Below are 17,106 nucleotides of genomic sequence, written 5' to 3'. Positions count from 1 at the left end.
GATAGATAACTACATGGCTTTTGCCTCATTACTTGAACGCCAGCGCATTCGCCTGCTGCTGGCGTTATTATTCGGTGCCTGCGGAACGCTGGCCTTCTCCCCTTATAACGTCTGGCCTGCGGCGATTGTTTCGCTGATGGGGCTTCAGGCTCTGACCTTTAACCGCCGCCCACTTCAGTCTGCCGCTATCGGCTTCTGCTGGGGATTTGGCCTGTTTGGCACCGGTATTAACTGGGTATATGTCAGCATCGCGACCTTTGGCGGGATGCCAGGCCCGGTAAACATCTTCCTGGTGCTGCTGCTGGCGGCGTATCTTTCGCTGTATACCGGGCTGTTTGCTGGTGTTCTGGCGCGGCTGTGGCCGAAAACCACCTGGCTGCGCGTGACGATTGCCGCCCCTGCCCTCTGGCAAGTCACCGAGTTTCTGCGCGGTTGGGTGCTAACTGGCTTTCCGTGGTTGCAGTTCGGCTATAGCCAGATTGACGGGCCGTTAAAAGGGCTGGCACCGATAATGGGCGTGGAAGCCATTAACTTCCTGCTGATGATGGTTAGTGGCCTGCTGGCGCTGGCGCTGGTCAAACGCAACTGGCGTCCGCTGGTGGTGGCCGTTGTGCTGTTTGCACTCCCCTTCCCTCTGCGTTACATCCAGTGGTTTACCCCGCAACCGGAGAAAACCATTCAGATTTCAATGGTTCAGGGTGATATTCCACAATCACTGAAGTGGGATGAAAGCCAGCTTCTTAATACGCTGAAGATTTACTACAACGCGACAGCACCGCTGATGGGTAAATCGTCGTTGATTATCTGGCCAGAGTCAGCAATTACCGATCTGGAAATGAATCAGCAACCATTCCTCAAAGAGCTGGATGGCGTGCTGCGTGAAAAAGGTAGCTCGCTGATCACCGGGATTGTCGACGCGCGCCTCAATAAGCAGAACCGCTACGATACCTACAACACCATCATCACGCTGGGTAAAGGTGCACCTTACAGCTATGAATCGACCAATCGCTATAACAAAAACCATCTGGTGCCGTTTGGCGAGTTTGTCCCGCTGGAGTCGATTCTGCGTCCGTTAGCGCCGTTCTTTGATCTGCCGATGTCGTCATTCAGCCGCGGGCCTTATATCCAGCCGCCGCTGTCCGTGAATGGTATTCAGCTTACCGCAGCCATTTGCTACGAGATCATCCTTGGCGAGCAAGTGCGCGATAACTTCCGTCCGGATACCGACTATCTGCTGACTATCTCCAACGATGCATGGTTTGGTAAGTCTATTGGCCCGTGGCAGCACTTCCAGATGGCGCGAATGCGTGCGCTGGAACTGGCGCGCCCGCTGCTGCGTAGCACCAACAACGGCATTACGGCGGTGATTGGCCCACAGGGTGAGGTTCAGGCGATGATCCCGCAATTCACCCGCGAAGTATTAACCACTAACGTGACGCCGACTACCGGACTCACACCGTACGCACGTACCGGCAACTGGCCGCTGTGGGTGCTGACGGCACTGTTTGGTTTTGCCTCTGTGTTGATGAGTCTCCGTCAGCGACGTAAATAATCCCTTCTAATTGTGCCGGAATACATTACGTATTTCGGCACGCTCACCGGATGCGGCGTCAATGCGTTATCCGGATGACAAAATTCCCCTATCCAACTTTGGCACATCTATTGCTTTGTTATACAAGGCAAACCTTGAACCGGTGTCGGTACAACCAGGTTGCACCATAGCAATCCACCGATAGCACCAAAAGAGTGCATTTTGAGAATTTTGCTTCGGAATGGTGCGGTGTATCTCGCAAAAACAAACAATAAAACATCAATATCTTTACATTTACACAAACTAAATGTTACCTAACAAACACAACACTGCACAATAAAGTTGCAGATGATAACAACACAAACACTCACAACGGGTATCCATGCGTTCTTAACGCAGAAGATAAAGGAGTTGGATATGCAATTACGTAAATCTGCCACAGCAATCCTGGCCCTGGCGCTTTCCGCAGGTCTGGCACAGGCAGAAGACACTGCCCCGACTGCAGGCAGTACGCTGGACAAAATCGCCAAAAACGGCGTGATTGTCGTCGGTCACCGCGAATCTTCGGTGCCTTTCTCTTATTACGACAACCAGCAAAAAGTGGTGGGTTACTCTCAGGATTATTCCAACGCCATTGTCGAGGCAGTGAAAAAGAAACTCAACAAACCGGATCTGCAGGTGAAACTGATCCCGATCACCTCACAAAACCGTATTCCGCTGCTGCAAAACGGCACTTTCGATTTTGAATGTGGTTCTACCACCAACAACCTCGAACGCCAGAAACAGGCGGCTTTCTCCGACACCATTTTCGTGGTCGGTACGCGCCTGCTGACCAAAAAAGACGGCGATGTTAAAGATTTTGCTGATCTGAAAGACAAAGCCGTAGTAGTCACTTCCGGCACCACTTCTGAAGTTCTGCTCAACAAACTGAATGAAGATCAGAAGATGAATATGCGCATCATCAGCGCCAAAGACCATGGTGACTCTTTCCGCACGCTGGAAAGCGGTCGTGCCGTTGCCTTTATGATGGATGACGCCCTGCTGGCCGGTGAACGTGCGAAAGCGAAGAAGCCTGATAACTGGGAAATCGTCGGCAAACCGCAGTCTCAGGAAGCTTACGGCTGCATGCTGCGCAAAGATGATCCGCAATTCAAAAAGCTGATGGATGACACCATCGCCCAGGTGCAGACCTCCGGTGAAGCGGAAAAATGGTTTGATAAGTGGTTCAAAAACCCCATTCCACCGAAAAACCTGAACATGAATTTCGAGTTGTCGGACGAAATGAAAGCACTGTTCAAAGAACCTAATGACAAAGCACTGAACTAATTACAAGAACCAGGGGCGGAAAGTTCAGCCCTCTCGATTGTTACGTAGCACGGACAGACTATACGCCTGATGGTCGTTCCCCATCGGGCCTGAAAACCGCAATACGCTGGGTAACAATCTTCGAGGGTAGCAGTTAACGCTGCTACCCTTTTTTTTCTGGAGTAGATTTATGTCTATAGACTGGAACTGGGGTATTTTTTTACAACAAGCCCCGTTCGGCAACACCACCTATCTCGGCTGGATCTGGAGCGGCTTTCAGGTCACTATCGCTCTGTCGATCTGCGCCTGGATTATCGCTTTCCTCGTCGGCTCGTTATTCGGCATTTTACGTACCGTTCCAAACCGTTTTCTCTCCGGTCTGGGCACGTTGTATGTCGAACTGTTCCGCAACGTGCCACTGATTGTGCAATTCTTTACCTGGTATCTGGTGATCCCAGAACTACTGCCGGAAAAAATCGGCATGTGGTTTAAGGCGGAGCTGGATCCCAATATTCAGTTTTTCCTTTCTTCCATGCTCTGCCTGGGGCTGTTTACTGCCGCTCGTGTTTGCGAACAGGTACGCGCCGCGATCCAGTCGCTGCCACGAGGGCAGAAGAATGCCGCACTGGCGATGGGGCTGACGCTGCCGCAAGCCTACCGCTATGTTCTGTTACCTAACGCCTATCGTGTTATCGTCCCACCGATGACCTCTGAGATGATGAACCTGGTGAAAAACTCCGCCATCGCCTCAACCATTGGTCTGGTAGATATGGCAGCACAGGCCGGAAAATTGCTCGATTACTCCGCCCACGCCTGGGAATCGTTTACCGCCATCACGCTGGCGTATGTGCTGATTAACGCCGTTATTATGCTGGTGATGACGCTGGTCGAACGTAAAGTTCGCCTGCCCGGCAACATGGGAGGCAAATAATGTACGAGTTTGACTGGAGTTCAATCGTTCCTTCCCTGCCGTATCTGCTGGATGGGCTGGTGATCACCCTGAAAATCACCATCACGGCAGTCGTGATTGGTATTTTGTGGGGCACGATGCTGGCGGTAATGCGCCTGTCCAGCTTTGCACCCGTGGCGTGGTTTGCCAAAGCCTACGTCAACGTGTTCCGTTCAATACCGTTAGTGATGGTTCTGTTGTGGTTTTACCTGATCGTGCCGGGTTTTCTGCAAAACGTGCTGGGATTATCACCCAAAACCGATATCCGCTTAATTTCTGCAATGGTGGCATTTTCGATGTTTGAAGCGGCCTACTATTCCGAGATTATCCGCGCCGGTATTCAAAGTATTTCTCGTGGTCAGTCGAGCGCTGCGCTGGCGTTAGGAATGACCCACTGGCAGTCGATGAAACTGATTATTCTGCCGCAGGCGTTCCGTGCGATGGTGCCGCTGCTGCTCACTCAGGGCATCGTCCTGTTTCAGGATACCTCGCTGGTGTATGTGTTATCTCTGGCCGATTTCTTCCGTACCGCCTCAACCATTGGTGAACGTGATGGTACGCAGGTGGAGATGATCCTGTTTGCCGGATTTGTTTATTTCATCATTAGCCTTAGCGCATCGTTGTTGGTCAGCTACTTGAAAAGAAGGACAGCATAATGATTACCCTGAAAAATGTTTCAAAATGGTATGGTCACTTTCAGGTGCTGACCGACTGCTCAACCGAAGTAAAAAAAGGCGAAGTGGTGGTGGTTTGCGGCCCGTCCGGCTCCGGTAAATCGACACTGATTAAAACCGTCAACGGCCTCGAACCGGTGCAGCAAGGTGAAATCACCGTTGATGGCATCGTGGTTAACGATAAGAAAACCGATCTGGCAAAACTGCGTTCCCGCGTCGGAATGGTGTTCCAGCATTTTGAGTTGTTTCCCCATCTGTCGATTATCGAAAACCTGACCCTGGCGCAGGTAAAAGTGCTTAAACGCGATAAAGCGCCCGCCCGCGAAAAGGCCCTGAAACTGCTGGAACGCGTGGGACTTTCTGCGCATGCCAATAAGTTTCCGGCGCAGCTTTCCGGTGGTCAGCAGCAGCGTGTAGCGATTGCCCGCGCATTATGTATGGATCCTATTGCGATGCTGTTCGACGAACCGACATCGGCACTGGATCCGGAGATGATCAACGAAGTGCTGGATGTGATGGTGGAGCTGGCGAATGAAGGAATGACTATGATGGTGGTCACCCACGAAATGGGCTTTGCCCGTAAAGTAGCAAATCGGGTGATCTTTATGGATGAAGGTAAAATTGTCGAAGACTCGCCAAAAGACGCGTTCTTTGATGATCCGAAATCAGACCGCGCAAAAGACTTCCTCGCGAAAATACTGCACTAATAAGTCAGGCGCGCATACTCAAGTGCGCGCCATCTCACGCTTTATCGTTTCGCCTCTCGTATCTGTTACATCCCGGCGTTACCCTTGTCGCAAAGAAGCACACAACAAGGAGCAACAATGGCACTGCCAATTCTGTTAGATTGCGACCCAGGTCATGATGACGCTATCGCAATAGTTCTCGCCCTCGCCTCACCAGAGCTTGATGTCAAAGCCATCACATCCTCCGCCGGAAACCAGACGCCCGATAAAACATTACGTAATGTTCTGCGTATGCTGACCCTACTTAATCGCACCGATATTCCGGTGGCTGGTGGCGCAGTAAAACCGTTAATGCGTGACTTGATTATCGCGGACAATGTGCACGGCGAAAGCGGCCTGGACGGCCCGGCATTGCCGGAACCGGCGTTTGCGCCGCAAAATTGCACGGCGGTGGAGCTGATGGCGAAAACGCTGCGCGAAAGTGCTGAACCCGTCACGATAGTTTCCACCGGACCACAAACTAACGTTGCGTTGTTGCTCAACAGCCACCCGGAGCTGCATAACAAAATCGCTCAAATTGTGATTATGGGCGGCGCGATGGGACTCGGTAACTGGACGCCAGCGGCAGAATTTAATATTTACGTTGACCCGGAAGCGGCGGAAATTGTCTTCCAGTCAGGGATTCCGGTGGTGATGGCTGGTCTGGATGTCACCCACAAAGCGCAAATTCACGTTGAGGATACCGAGCGTTTCCGCGCTATTGGTAACCCTGTTTCAACCATCGTTGCCGAACTGCTGGATTTCTTCCTCGAATATCACAAAGACGAAAAATGGGGCTTTGTCGGCGCACCGTTGCATGATCCATGCACCATCGCCTGGCTGCTAAAACCTGAACTGTTTACCACCGTTGAACGCTGGGTTGGTGTCGAAACACAAGGGAAATATACTCAGGGTATGACGGTTGTTGATTATTACTATCTCACTGGTAATAAACCAAATACCACCATAATGGTCGATGTGGATCGTCAGGGCTTTGTTGATTTACTGGCCGATCGTCTGAAATTTTACGCTTAATACACGTCATTGATTAAGATCACCACGTGAAAATGGGGTGATCTTACTCTGACTCTCTCTTTTTCCTTCAAGATATAAATGCAATGGATAATGCAGAACTCGCCATTGGTATCGATCTCGGTACTACCAATAGTTTAATTGCCGTCTGGAAAGGCGGTACCGCACAATTAATTCCAAATAAATTCGGTGAATATTTAACACCATCCATAATTAGCATGGATGAAAATAATCATATTCTGGTCGGAAAACCGGCTGTATCACGGCGCACTTCGCATCCGGATAAAACCGCAGCGTTATTTAAACGCGCAATGGGCAGTAATACCAACTGGCGGTTAGGCAGCGACACATTTAACGCGCCAGAACTATCCTCTTTGGTATTACGCTCATTAAAAGAAGATGCCGAAGAATTTCTGCAACGTCCGATTAAAGATGTGGTGATCTCCGTTCCGGCTTATTTCAGCGATGAACAACGCAAGCATACCCGTTTAGCAGCGGAGTTAGCCGGGTTAAATGCAGTACGCTTAATTAATGAACCCACAGCAGCCGCGATGGCGTATGGCCTGCATACGCAACAAAACACCCGCTCGCTGGTTTTTAATCTCGGAGGCGGCACGTTTGACGTCACGGTGCTCGAATACGCCACGCCGGTGATTGAAGTTCACGCCTCCGCTGGCGACAACTTCCTTGGTGGCGAAGATTTTACTCATATGCTGGTGGATGAAGTGTTAAAACGCGCCGCAGTGGCTAAAAACACGCTCAACGAAAGTGAACTGGCGGCGCTGTATGTCTGTGTAGAAGCGGCAAAATGTGGCAATCAATTACCGCTGCACATTCACTGGCAGTACCAGGAAGAAACGCGGGAGTGCGAATTTTACGAGAACGAACTGGAAGATTTGTGGTTACCGCTACTCAACCGCTTGCGTGTGCCTATCGAACAGGCATTGCGCGATGCACGTTTGAAACCGAGTCAAATCGACAGTCTGGTGCTGGTTGGTGGCGCTTCGCAAATGCCATTAGTACAGCGAATTGCGGTACGTCTGTTTGGCAAGTTGCCGTATCAAAGCTACGATCCGAGCACCATTGTCGCATTGGGCGCAGCAATCCAGGCCGCCTGCCGCTTACGCAGTGAAGATATTGAAGAAGTGATCCTCACCGATATCTGCCCTTACTCTTTGGGCGTAGAAGTAAACCGTCAGGGGGTTTCCGGCATTTTCTCACCGATTATTGAACGAAACACGACTGTACCTGTATCGCGTGTAGAAACTTACTCGACCATGCACCCGGAGCAGGATTCAATTACGGTTAATGTCTACCAGGGGGAAAACCACAAAGTTAAGAACAATATTCTGGTGGAGTCCTTCGATGTGCCGCTGAAAAAAACCGGCGCTTACCAGTCTATCGATATTCGTTTTAGCTATGATATCAACGGATTGCTTGAAGTTGACGTGCTTCTGGAAGATGGTAACGTTAAGTCCAGAGTGATTAATCACAGCCCGGTGACGTTAAATGCGCAGCAAATAGAAGAGAGTCGGGCGCGGTTATCGGCATTAAAAATTTATCCGCGCGATATGCTTATTAACCGAACTTTTAAAGCCAAACTGGAAGAGTTATGGGCACGAGCGCTGGGCGATGAAAGAGAAGAGATTGGCCGGGTGATTGCCGATTTTGATGCGGCATTGCAGTCAAACGACATAGCGCGCGTCGATGAAGTTCGTCGGCGGGCGAGCGATTATCTGGCCATTGAGATCCCTTAAGCACGGCTGCCGGATGCGGCGTAAACGCCTTATCCGGCCTACCCGTAGGTCGAATAAGATGCGTTAGCATCGCATCCGACATTGAAGGATAGGATGCGTTAGCCTCACATCTAACTGAACAACATCGCAATTTTGCCGAGTGCATAACCTATCACCAGCACCGTTAAGCTGATTTTGATAATGCTGATAATGCTCTGTGGTTTTTCAATCTCATCATTCTTCTCTTCATGTTTTTCAGGTATTGGCTCATCGACATCTTCATCCACCGGCTCCAGCTTCACTTTCGTCAACAGCATACGAGTGATAATCGCTTCTAACGGATGTGCTTCTCCGCATTCCAGCCGCGCCTTCAGGCGGGCCAGCTTCTCTTGTTTCGGAAACGCTTCCAGCACAACCTGTTCCGCTACCTGATACAGATTCAGTAACGGTGAATCTTGCTCTGTCTCGCTACCGACTTTTGATTTCCACCACGCCCATGCTTTGCGCTTATAAAACAGCGATTCAATAAATGATTGCCCTAAAGAGGATAATTTACCGCTATGTAATATTTGCGCCCACAAAAGCCGTGTTCGGGCGCTCTCGCCTGGAACATATTTCAGCGGCTTACCTTGTGCATCAACCATGCTCTGCGCTTCGATAACCATCACTAACAGCGCGAAATAATCCGGGCAATGTTGCGCACTCCACTGCAACAACAAATTATCCGCTTGCGTCGATGAATGACTCTCCCAGTATGCACAGAGATCGGCAAGCAGGCTTTCCCCCTCGCCGCAGTACAACCGTTGTGCACACTGGTAATAACGGGCATCTTCGCTTTCTGGTTCTTCCGCTTGCCACTGTTGGGCTACAGGAATGAGTTCCGCCATACCTGTTTGCACCGAGCTGTACCAGCGCAACAGTTTGCGATGTAACTTCGCATCATCAGGAATGAACCACGGACCCTCCATCGCTAAAAACGCAGTAACATAGTCAGGATGGTAACGACAGCAGCGTTCCAGCGTGAAGTAATACTCAATAGTCTGGTTTTGTAACGCGACGGGGTATTCCAGAAGGCTAAGAAAATCGAAACAATCCCCAGCCTGAATAGCTTCAAGAAAAGCCTCCCGCTCTTCTTCATCCATTCCTTCGCTGTCACTAAATGAATGCCAGTTCAAACGCCCGGCCAGCAAAGAAGCGCAATTTAATGAAAGGTATCGCGCTTCTATGGCGATTGCACACAGCGACCAGCGTAATTGATCCACCTCTTCCATATTGTAGTTATTTAATTGCTGAATAAATTTCTGCCAGGCGGAGGGCTGAAAACGTTCACTTTCTGAATTCAGTAATGCTCTGAATGCACTCAGTGCTTCATGTTCAACTGCGGCGTTGCTCTTTTCATCAACTGATTCTTCTACAGGATTTACCGCCAGTCGCAGCGCCTCTTCATAGGCCTGACGTAATGCTTTAAACCCTTGCGGATCGGTTTCGGGATGACACAACGGTAAGCGAGCAAGATAAGCCTGACGGATAATATCAATTTGCGTTGTGCTTTCGATTTCGAGAATTTGCCAACATGTTTTCATAGGTCGCTCACATCCTTAAGCGTTGCCGGGCATTCAGGCTGAACAGTTAATGGCCGCCAGGGAAGCGTGGCATAGAAACGATCGCTTCCTGCCACCAGTTCTTCAAACATTCGGCTTCCGGCACTATCGTATTTGTACAGGGTTAGCGCCTCGTGTAGCGAAGCGTTGTCTTCACACTGGGAGGATTGCCAGTAGAGACGCCCTAACGAATAGGCGGAAAAATAGTGCATCCAACTGTGATAGTAATTGTGTGCCCGAACATAAACGCGCGATTGCAGCCATAAACTTTCGTCTTCTGTCAGCCAATTATTGAGTACACCGACGCGCGACAAAAAACCCATCCGAACATAATCCCAGGCTTTGATTCCCCCTTCCCCACAGCACATAGCGGTTTGGGCAACGAATTGGGTATAAATCAACCCGCGTTCGGAGCCACCAGCAATTAATGCTTTCCACTCATCAGGGGAAGAGCGATGCCATGCCAGATATAAACCAGCTAAATTATTCGCGTGGCCATCATCAGTCATTTGGTAAATAGTCTGAATTAAATCATCACGATTATTTATTCCCCAGGATGATGAGAGATCAAATTCTTTTATTCCGGTATACATTTTTGGCGAGTCGTGTGCAGGCTTGCATCCCTGATTAAGAATTTCCATTGGAGTAGAAAGCGCAAATAGAAGGTGTTGTTCATCCTTATCCATTTATTAACAATCCTTTAAGTACATTAACTGACTACTTTTTTATTGATGATGAGTATAAACTTGACGCTTTCAAAATAAAAAGAAAATCGAAGCATTGATAAATGAACAAAAAAATATATTTTATATTCGCAATATTTATAGTTGCGGCAATCACTTGTATTAGCCAACCTAAGAAAACGACCTTGCGCGATAAAGCTATGGCGAATTATGTCTTTGATTATTTAAGCGCACCGGGCAGCCTTCCGTTTACCACGGCAGCAACGGAACTTTCCGCCATTCATGGTCACTCAACATCGCAATATCGCCTTGGCGAATTTTATCTTCATGGTAGTAATGGTAAACCGCTGGATTATGCAATGGCGAGGTACTGGTATGAGCAATCGGCGGAACAGGAAAATCCGCGCGCGCAGAGCAAACTAGGGTGGATCTACCTGAAAGGGCTGGGAGTCAAACCCGATACCCGTAAAGCAATTCTCTGGTATAAAGAAGCCGCTAAACAAGGGTATGTTCATGCACAATACACATTGGGTTTGATCTACAGAAACGGCACAGGCATAAACGTCAATAATTATGAAGCCCGCAAATGGTTGAAACTGGCAGCGGAACAACATTATAAAAATGCGGAAGAATTACTTGCAGAGCTTCCCGCACATTAAGATTTTTATCAGCCAACTAAATGGAGAATGCAACGGGTAAATACAGGATGGTCTGGAAGTTAAAAACATTACCCCTGGCAATGGCATATAAAAAGGATTCCAGTTCTTTTTCGTCTATTATCCCGGCATTTTCCTCCTGCAACCACCGCACTCTTTCTGCTAATAACACTACATACTCGAAAGATAAATAGGCAGCATTCATGGTTATCCTGCACAGCAACCAGCGTAACTTATCAATCTATTCCATTGAGCAATGATTTAATTGATGAATGAATCGCTGCCAGGTGGACTGCTTAAATCGTTCCTCATCCGAGGATAATAATGCGCGAAATGCCAGCAAAATTTCATGTTCTGCAATTTCAGTGTATTAAGAACATGCATTAGCAGCCAATTTGCCGGGGCGCATTCTCGACGATACAGCCCCCTAAATATGAAGAAGCGGTTGACTGGTAAAGGCTGTCGATCTCCGACAGGCTCTCAACTTGTACCGTAAAGTTCAGTCATCCGCTACAAGAGATGTCAGTAAAGAAATCCGTGAGATTGAAAATTTACTGTAGAGATAAAAACAGATAAGGGTCGGACGATTTTCATTCGACCCAAATTATCTTTATTACTGTGCGAAATCAGACTATTACGGCTCGAACGGGCGTCTCTGGAACTGGTCGTGACCGCATTTCGGGCATAGCGTCAGCACTTCCGGCGTGTAGATTGGGAGATGAAAATGACATTTCTCGCAGACCAGATTCCCCAGCCCTACCACTTCTCCGCTGTGGTAAACCCCGTGATGGTTGAGATCCTGGAAAACTTCGCGCCACTCAAGCTGCGTTTTATCGGTGATATCCGCCAGCTCCTGCCACAAGCTTTCTTTAATCACCCGCATAAAAACACTGTCAGATTCTTCTTTCAGACTCTCTTCATAGCTCATAGCGAACTCTTCCAGGTCACGTCTGACGGCGCGTGTCAGTTCATCGACCTCGGTTCGCGTTAACTCCCCTGTTTTTATTACGCGCTCGCGCGCCTGTTCTACCAGCGCGTCGATATCACGCTCGCCATTGCGCAGGCGTTCGCTCAGTGACGCGACCAGTTCACGGTAATATTGAGCAACCTTGTTCATCGTTTCATCTCCCGGGTCGTTAACTGACTATAATAATAGACGTTCTTTGTTCCTTACTTTGCTAATACGCCCACAAACTCTGTAAATTAATGTATGAATAATCCGGGCATCATTTCAACGTCGAGTGCGCGAAAGGCTGTTTTGACGCGGACGTTTGGGCTATGCTATGCGGATCTGAAAAACCACCTCAACGCTACATTTGTAGCCGTATTGAAAACAGGACCACTGGCTGCCATGCAAGAGCAATACCGCCCGGAAGAGATAGAATCCAAAGTACAGCTTCACTGGGATGAGAAGCGCACATTTGAAGTAACCGAAGACGAGAGCAAAGAGAAGTATTACTGCCTGTCTATGCTTCCCTATCCTTCTGGTCGACTACACATGGGCCACGTTCGTAACTACACCATTGGTGACGTGATCGCCCGCTACCAGCGTATGCTGGGCAAAAACGTTCTTCAGCCGATCGGCTGGGATGCGTTTGGTCTGCCTGCGGAAGGCGCAGCGGTGAAAAACAACACCGCGCCAGCACCGTGGACGTATGACAACATCGCGTACATGAAAAACCAGCTCAAAATGCTGGGCTTTGGTTATGACTGGAGCCGCGAGCTGGCGACCTGTACGCCAGAATACTACCGTTGGGAACAGAAATTCTTCACCGAGCTGTATAAAAAAGGCCTGGTGTATAAGAAGACTTCTGCGGTCAACTGGTGCCCGAACGACCAGACCGTACTGGCGAACGAGCAGGTTATCGACGGCTGCTGCTGGCGTTGTGATACCAAAGTTGAACGTAAAGAGATCCCGCAGTGGTTTATCAAAATCACCGCTTACGCTGACGAGCTGCTTAACGATCTGGATAAACTGGATCACTGGCCAGACACTGTTAAAACCATGCAGCGTAACTGGATCGGTCGTTCCGAAGGCGTGGAAATCACCTTCAACGTTAACGACTATGACAACACACTGACCGTTTACACTACCCGCCCTGACACCTTTATGGGTTGTACCTACCTGGCGGTAGCGGCAGGTCACCCGCTGGCACAGAAGGCAGCGGAAAATAATCCTGAACTGGCGGCCTTTATTGATGAATGCCGTAACACCAAAGTTGCCGAAGCTGAAATGGCGACGATGGAGAAAAAAGGCGTCGATACCGGCTTTAAAGCTGTTCATCCATTAACTGGCGAAGAAATTCCGGTTTGGGCGGCAAACTTCGTATTGATGGAGTACGGCACTGGCGCAGTCATGGCCGTTCCGGGTCACGACCAGCGCGATTACGAATTTGCCTCTAAATATGGTCTGAACATCAAGCCGGTTATCCTGGCGGCTGACGGTTCTGAACCGGATCTCTCCCAGCAGGCGCTGACGGAAAAAGGCGTGCTGTTCAACTCTGGCGAGTTCAACGGTCTTGACCATGAAGCGGCCTTTAACGCCATTGCCGACAAACTGACGGCAATGGGCGTTGGCGAGCGTAAAGTTAACTATCGCCTGCGTGACTGGGGTGTTTCCCGTCAACGTTACTGGGGTGCGCCAATCCCAATGGTTACGCTGGAAGACGGTACTGTAATGCCAACTCCGGATGACCAACTGCCGGTGATCCTACCGGAAGATGTGGTGATGGACGGCATTACCAGCCCAATCAAAGCAGATCCTGAGTGGGCGAAAACCACTGTTAACGGTATGCCAGCACTGCGTGAAACCGACACCTTCGACACCTTTATGGAGTCCTCCTGGTACTATGCGCGCTACACTTGCCCGGAGTACAAAGAAGGTATGCTGGATTCCAAAGCGGCTAACTACTGGCTGCCGGTAGATATCTACATTGGTGGTATCGAACACGCCATCATGCACCTGCTCTACTTCCGCTTCTTCCATAAACTGATGCGTGATGCAGGTATGGTGAACTCTGACGAACCAGCGAAACAGTTGTTGTGTCAGGGCATGGTGCTGGCAGATGCTTTCTACTACGTTGGCGAAAACGGCGAGCGTAACTGGGTTTCTCCGGTTGATGCCATCGTTGAGCGTGACGAGAAAGGCCGTATCGTGAAAGCGAAAGACGCGGCAGGTCATGAGCTGGTGTATACCGGCATGAGCAAAATGTCCAAATCGAAGAATAACGGTATCGACCCGCAGGTAATGGTTGAACGTTATGGTGCGGACACCGTTCGTCTGTTTATGATGTTCGCATCTCCGGCAGATATGACGCTCGAATGGCAGGAGTCCGGCGTTGAAGGGGCTAACCGCTTCCTGAAACGTGTCTGGAAACTGGTTTACGAGCACACTGCAAAAGGTGATGTTGCGGCACTGAACGTCGATGCACTGACTGAAGATCAGAAAGCTCTGCGTCGCGATGTTCATAAAACTATCGCTAAAGTAACCGATGATATCGGCCGTCGTCAGACCTTCAACACCGCAATTGCGGCGATTATGGAGCTGATGAACAAGCTGGCGAAAGCGCCGACCGATAGCGAGCAGGATCGCGCGCTGATGCAGGAAGCTCTGCTGGCCGTTGTGCGTATGCTTAACCCGTTCACGCCGCACATCTGCTTCACCTTGTGGCAGGAGCTGAAAGGCGAAGGCGATATCGACAACGCGCCGTGGCCGGTTGCTGACGAAAAAGCGATGGTGGAAGATTCCACGCTGGTGGTTGTGCAGGTTAACGGTAAAGTCCGTGCCAAAATCACCGTTCCGGTGGATGCAACGGAAGAGCAGGTTCGCGAACGTGCTGGCCAGGAACATCTGGTGGCAAAATATCTTGATGGCGTTACCGTACGTAAAGTGATTTACGTACCGGGTAAACTCCTCAATCTGGTCGTTGGCTAAGCGCGGGAGGAAGCGTGCGATATCTGGCAACATTGTTGTTATCTCTGGCGGTGTTAATCACCGCCGGGTGTGGCTGGCATCTGCGTAACACCACGCAGATTCCTTCCACCATGAAAGTCATGATCCTGGACTCTGGCGACCCGAACGGGCCGTTAAGCCGTGCGGTGCGTAATCAGTTGCGTCTGAACGGTGTTGAGCTACTTGATAAAGAAACTACACGCAAGGATGTCCCATCTCTGCGTCTGGGCAAAGTGAGCATCGCGAAAGATACCGCCTCTGTATTCCGTAACGGTCAAACAGCAGAGTATCAGATGATCATGACGGTGAATGCGACCGTATTGATCCCTGGCCGTGACATCTACCCGATTAGCGCCAAAGTCTTCCGTTCGTTCTTCGATAACCCGCAAATGGCGTTAGCGAAAGATAATGAGCAGAGCATGATCATTCAAGAGATGTACGACCGTGCCGCCGAACAGCTTATTCGTAAGCTGCCAAGCATTCGCGCTGCGGATATCCGTTCCGACGAAGATACGTCGACAACAACGGATACTACAGCAACGCCTGCACGCGTCTCCACCACACTGGGTAACTGATGATTCGGTTGTACCCAGAACAACTCCGCGCGCAGCTCAATGAAGGGCTGCGCGCGGCGTATCTTTTACTTGGTAACGATCCCCTGTTGTTGCAGGAAAGCCAGGACGCTGTTCGTCAGGTGGCCGCAGCACAAGGATTCGAAGAACACCACACTTTCTCCATTGATCCCAACACGGACTGGAATGCGATTTTTTCGTTATGCCAGGCCATGAGCCTGTTCGCCAGTCGACAAACGCTGTTGCTGTTATTACCAGAAAATGGGCCAAATGCAGCGATCAATGAACAACTATTCACGCTCACCGGACTTCTGCATGACGATCTGCTGTTGATCATACGCGGCAATAAGTTAAGTAAAGCGCAGGAAAATGCCGCCTGGTTTACCGCACTTGCCAATCGAAGTGTGCAGGTAACCTGTCAGACGCCGGAACAGGCCCAGCTCCCTCGCTGGGTTGCCACGCGAGCCAAACAGCTCAACCTGGAACTGGATGACGCCGCAAATCAGGTACTCTGCTATTGTTATGAAGGTAACCTGTTGGCGCTGGCACAGGCACTGGAGCGATTATCGTTACTCTGGCCTGACGGCAAACTGACGCTGCCACGCGTTGAGCAAGCGGTGAATGATGCCGCGCATTTCACCCCTTTTCATTGGGTTGATGCTTTGTTAATGGGCAAAAGCAAGCGCGCGTTGCATATTCTTCAGCAACTGCGTCTGGAAGGCAGCGAGCCGGTTATTTTGTTGCGCACGTTACAACGTGAACTGTTGTTACTGGTTAACCTGAAACGCCAGTCTGCCCATACGCCATTACGCGTGTTGTTTGATAAGCATCGCGTTTGGCAGAACCGCCGGGGCATGATGGGTGAGGCGTTAAATCGCCTAAGCCAGCCGCAGTTACGTCAGGCCGTGCAACTTCTGGCACGAACGGAACTCACCCTCAAACAAGATTACGGTCAGTCGGTGTGGGCAGAGCTGGAGGGGTTATCTCTTCTGTTAAGCCATAAACCACTGGCGGACGTATTTATCGATGGTTGATATGAAATCTTTACAGGCTCTGTTTGGCGGCACCTTTGATCCGGTGCACTATGGTCATCTTAAACCCGTGGAAACACTGGCGAATTTGATTGGTCTGACGCGGGTTACTATCATCCCTAACAATGTTCCTCCGCATCGTCCGCAGCCGGAAGCGAACAGCGCACAGCGAAAACACATGCTTGAACTGGCGATTGCCGACAAGCCTCTGTTTACCCTGGATGAACGCGAGTTAAAGCGCAATGCCCCCTCTTACACTGCACAAACACTAAAAGAGTGGCGGCAAGAGCAAGGACCAGATGTGCCGCTGGCGTTTATTATCGGTCAGGATTCATTGCTGACCTTTCCGACCTGGTACGAATACGAAACTATTCTCGACAATGCACACTTGATTGTCTGTCGGCGTCCCGGTTATCCGCTTGAAATGGCGCAACCACAGTATCAACAGTGGTTGGAAGATCATTTGACGCATAACCCGGAAGATCTGCATCTTCAGTCTGCCGGTAAAATTTATCTTGCTGAAACGCCGTGGTTTAACATTTCTGCGACCATTATCCGCGAACGTTTGCAAAACGGTGAATCGTGTGAGGATTTGTTGCCGGAATCAGTATTGACCTACATTAACCAACAAAGCTTGTATCGCTGATACCTGTCATCAC

15 protein-coding genes and 2 pseudogenes are annotated in these 17,106 nt (G+C 49.9%); 13 read left to right on the top strand and 4 right to left on the bottom strand.

All coding sequences use genetic code 11. The annotated features are described in order from the left end of the window. The first annotated feature begins 13 nt into the window (after positions 1-13). From lnt to hscC, 7 genes are all read left to right on the top strand, one after another. Positions 14-1,552: an apolipoprotein N-acyltransferase gene (gene lnt, locus A1WG_RS06075; RefSeq protein WP_001515971.1), complete on the top strand. Its 1,539-nt coding sequence runs from the start codon at positions 14-16 to the stop codon at positions 1,550-1,552. 396 nt (positions 1,553-1,948) lie between these two features. Beyond that, entirely contained in the window at positions 1,949-2,857 is a 909-nt protein-coding gene (gltI, locus tag A1WG_RS06080; protein WP_001515970.1) for a glutamate/aspartate ABC transporter substrate-binding protein GltI, read from the top strand. A 169-nt stretch (positions 2,858-3,026) separates the two neighbouring features. Beyond that, the gene (gene gltJ / locus A1WG_RS06085; protein WP_000020950.1) at positions 3,027-3,767 is read left to right on the top strand and encodes a glutamate/aspartate ABC transporter permease GltJ; all 741 of its coding nucleotides are present in this window, start codon (positions 3,027-3,029) and stop codon (positions 3,765-3,767) included. Next, positions 3,767-4,441, top strand: a complete 675-nt coding sequence (gene gltK, locus A1WG_RS06090; RefSeq protein WP_000272808.1) for a glutamate/aspartate ABC transporter permease GltK — start codon at positions 3,767-3,769, stop codon at positions 4,439-4,441. Before gltJ ends, gltK begins: the two co-directional genes overlap by 1 nt. Next, on the top strand, positions 4,441-5,166 hold the full coding sequence (gene gltL / locus A1WG_RS06095; RefSeq protein ID WP_000631384.1) for a glutamate/aspartate ABC transporter ATP-binding protein GltL: 726 nt from the start codon (positions 4,441-4,443) through the stop codon (positions 5,164-5,166). The genes gltK and gltL overlap by 1 nt, the downstream gene beginning before the upstream one ends. Before the next feature lie 117 nt (positions 5,167-5,283). Then, complete coding sequence (rihA, locus tag A1WG_RS06100; protein WP_001515969.1) at positions 5,284-6,219, top strand: pyrimidine-specific ribonucleoside hydrolase RihA; 936 nt, start codon at positions 5,284-5,286, stop codon at positions 6,217-6,219. An 83-nt stretch (positions 6,220-6,302) separates the two neighbouring features. Continuing rightward, complete coding sequence (gene hscC / locus A1WG_RS06105) at positions 6,303-7,973, top strand: molecular chaperone HscC (protein WP_016242606.1); 1,671 nt, start codon at positions 6,303-6,305, stop codon at positions 7,971-7,973. 110 nt (positions 7,974-8,083) lie between these two features. Here hscC and A1WG_RS06110 read toward each other — a convergent pair whose 3' ends face one another. Beyond that, positions 8,084-9,535 carry a hypothetical protein gene (locus A1WG_RS06110; RefSeq protein ID WP_001515968.1) on the bottom strand — a complete coding sequence of 484 codons (1,452 nt, stop codon included), beginning with the start codon at positions 9,533-9,535 and terminating at the stop codon, positions 8,084-8,086. Next, the gene (locus tag A1WG_RS06115) at positions 9,532-10,239 is read right to left on the bottom strand and encodes a DUF1266 domain-containing protein (RefSeq protein ID WP_001515967.1); all 708 of its coding nucleotides are present in this window, start codon (positions 10,237-10,239) and stop codon (positions 9,532-9,534) included. Before A1WG_RS06115 ends, A1WG_RS06110 begins: the two co-directional genes overlap by 4 nt. Before the next feature lie 101 nt (positions 10,240-10,340). On the opposite strand from A1WG_RS06115, the gene A1WG_RS06120 reads away from it, so the two are divergent. Next, entirely contained in the window at positions 10,341-10,895 is a 555-nt protein-coding gene (locus A1WG_RS06120; protein ID WP_001035173.1) for a tetratricopeptide repeat protein, read from the top strand. Positions 10,896-10,923: 28 nt separating this feature from the next. Here A1WG_RS06120 and A1WG_RS24890 read toward each other — a convergent pair. Continuing rightward, positions 10,924-11,256 (bottom strand): annotated as a pseudogene (locus tag A1WG_RS24890) (J domain-containing protein); the annotation flags it as partial. A 91-nt stretch (positions 11,257-11,347) separates the two neighbouring features. Between A1WG_RS24890 and A1WG_RS25150 the strand changes: the two are divergent. Next, positions 11,348-11,452, top strand: a pseudogene (locus tag A1WG_RS25150) (hypothetical protein); the annotation flags it as partial. Positions 11,453-11,526: 74 nt separating this feature from the next. Here A1WG_RS25150 and A1WG_RS06130 read toward each other — a convergent pair. Then, positions 11,527-12,009: a zinc ribbon-containing protein gene (locus A1WG_RS06130; RefSeq protein ID WP_001044880.1), complete on the bottom strand. Its 483-nt coding sequence runs from the start codon at positions 12,007-12,009 to the stop codon at positions 11,527-11,529. A 234-nt stretch (positions 12,010-12,243) separates the two neighbouring features. Between A1WG_RS06130 and leuS the strand changes: the two genes are divergently transcribed. From leuS to nadD, 4 genes are read left to right on the top strand one after another with little or no spacing between them, the layout of a single operon-like run. Next, a complete protein-coding gene (gene leuS, locus A1WG_RS06135; RefSeq protein ID WP_001366479.1) occupies positions 12,244-14,826 on the top strand; it encodes a leucine--tRNA ligase in 2,583 nt (860 codons plus the stop codon). Between the two features lie 14 nt (positions 14,827-14,840). Then, positions 14,841-15,419: an LPS assembly lipoprotein LptE gene (gene lptE / locus A1WG_RS06140; RefSeq protein ID WP_001269683.1), complete on the top strand. Its 579-nt coding sequence runs from the start codon at positions 14,841-14,843 to the stop codon at positions 15,417-15,419. Then, on the top strand, positions 15,419-16,450 hold the full coding sequence (gene holA, locus A1WG_RS06145; RefSeq protein WP_000620521.1) for a DNA polymerase III subunit delta: 1,032 nt from the start codon (positions 15,419-15,421) through the stop codon (positions 16,448-16,450). The genes lptE and holA overlap by 1 nt, the downstream gene beginning before the upstream one ends. A gap of 1 nt (position 16,451) precedes the next feature. Beyond that, entirely contained in the window at positions 16,452-17,093 is a 642-nt protein-coding gene (gene nadD, locus A1WG_RS06150) for a nicotinate-nucleotide adenylyltransferase (protein ID WP_024191849.1), read from the top strand. Positions 17,094-17,106 lie beyond the last annotated feature (13 nt).

This window comes from Escherichia sp. KTE96 (genome assembly GCF_000408525.1).
In the GTDB taxonomy this organism is placed as follows: Bacteria; Pseudomonadota; Gammaproteobacteria; order Enterobacterales; family Enterobacteriaceae; genus Escherichia; species Escherichia marmotae.
This window is presented reverse-complemented; position numbering and strand designations above follow the sequence as displayed.